The sequence below is a fragment of the Xanthomonas codiaei genome (assembly GCF_002939785.1).
GTDB classification, from domain to species: Bacteria; Pseudomonadota; Gammaproteobacteria; order Xanthomonadales; family Xanthomonadaceae; genus Xanthomonas; species Xanthomonas codiaei.
The window spans coordinates 1-1,222 of record NZ_MDEC01000077.1 but is presented as its reverse complement, the minus strand read 5'-3'; the positions used below and the strand labels follow the sequence as shown (position 1 = coordinate 1,222).

2 protein-coding genes are annotated in these 1,222 nt (G+C 61.1%); both read right to left on the bottom strand.

Annotated elements, in window-relative coordinates; genetic code table 11:
* Positions 1-28: 28 nt before the first annotated feature.
* Positions 29-853, bottom strand: a complete 825-nt coding sequence (locus XcodCFBP4690_RS22105; RefSeq protein WP_104544393.1) for an IS3 family transposase — start codon at positions 851-853, stop codon at positions 29-31.
* Entirely contained in the window at positions 853-1,167 is a 315-nt protein-coding gene (locus XcodCFBP4690_RS22100) for a DUF1153 domain-containing protein (RefSeq protein WP_104544392.1), read from the bottom strand. The genes XcodCFBP4690_RS22105 and XcodCFBP4690_RS22100 overlap by 1 nt, the downstream gene beginning before the upstream one ends.
* Positions 1,168-1,222: the final 55 nt, after the last annotated feature.

The window sequence follows — 1,222 nt, the reverse complement described above, 5'->3', positions numbered from 1 at the left end:
TGTAATGACCCACCGGTTTCTGCTCAGGTCATACGGTTAATGTAGCGGCATAGGCCGCGTCCGGGGTCATCATCTTCAGCGCCTGGTGAGGGCGCTGTTGGTTGTAGAAGGCGATCCAGTCAGCAATCACTCGCAGCGCGTGGGTGTGGCTCTCAAAGCGATGTCGGTGCACGCACTGTTCCTTCAAGGTCCGGATCACACGCTCCACCATCCCGTTCTGCTGTGGGCAATGCGGGGTGATGAACTCCTGCATCAGCCCATAGCTGCGAACCAGTCGGGTGTAGTCGCGGCTGGTGAACACCAGACCATTGTCCGAGCGAAGCAGAAATGGCGCCTGCACTCGGCCCAGCGTGCCGTAGCGTGTGATGAGCGCCTGCTCCAGTGCGGCAGATGCCGTGCTGGCTTTACCGGTCCGTGACAGGTGCCAGCCGAGCAGTTGCCGCGTGCTGCAGTCGATCACCAGCGCCAGACTCAGCCAGCCGTCCTTGCCGCCCCAAACGCGACAGAGATCAGTGGCCCAGCGTTGATCCGGCTTCTCAGCGCGGGAGACCTTGGCTTCGATGCGCGGACGCTGGCCAAGGGCGCGCTTGCGCACCTGCCAGCCCTTCAGCTGGAAGATCCGCTGCACCGTGTTTTTGTTCATACCAAGCAGCGCAGCGACCGTGCGATAGCCGAAACTCGGCTCCGTCTCGATCATCTTCTTGATCGGTTCGGCCAGCTCCGGCTTCACTTTGGCTGGCGATCTGGTCGGCTTGTAGTACGTCGTACGACGTGCCACACCGAACCATTGGCACAACTTGGTCATCGGAACCGAAACACCTTCGTCCTTCAGGCCCTGCTGGACCGAGAGCATCAGCTCTCGTCCTTTCCCAGCAGGGAGGCCAGCTTTTTTCGGGCGCGGATCTCCAACATCGCCTCGCCGTAGGCCTCCTGCAAGTCCTTCAGCTGCCGCTCGTACTGCTCGCGCACGTCCTCGGGCTTCGCCCGTAGGGCGTTCTCCATGCCTCGCTTGCCCTCCTCAACCCAGTTCTCGATCTCAGCCGGGGTCAGGTCGAACTGCCGGCTGGCCGCTGCTACCGTCGTCTTGCTCTGGATGATCTCAAGCACCAGCGCTGACTTGCGCCGGGCGGTCCAGCGCTTGATCTCTTCTTCCATCACTTCGCTCATCGGTGTCTCCTTCGGGGAAAGTAACACCTGAGCAGGAAATCAGTGGGTCATTACA

What these genes read in the sequence shown, in the direction of transcription:
- XcodCFBP4690_RS22105 (WP_104544393.1), bottom strand. Translation starts at nt 853, where the DNA reads ATGCTCTCGGTCCAGCAGGGCCTGAAGGACGAAGGTGTTTCGGTTCCG.
- XcodCFBP4690_RS22100 (WP_104544392.1), bottom strand. Translation starts at nt 1,167, where the DNA reads ATGAGCGAAGTGATGGAAGAAGAGATCAAGCGCTGGACCGCCCGGCGC.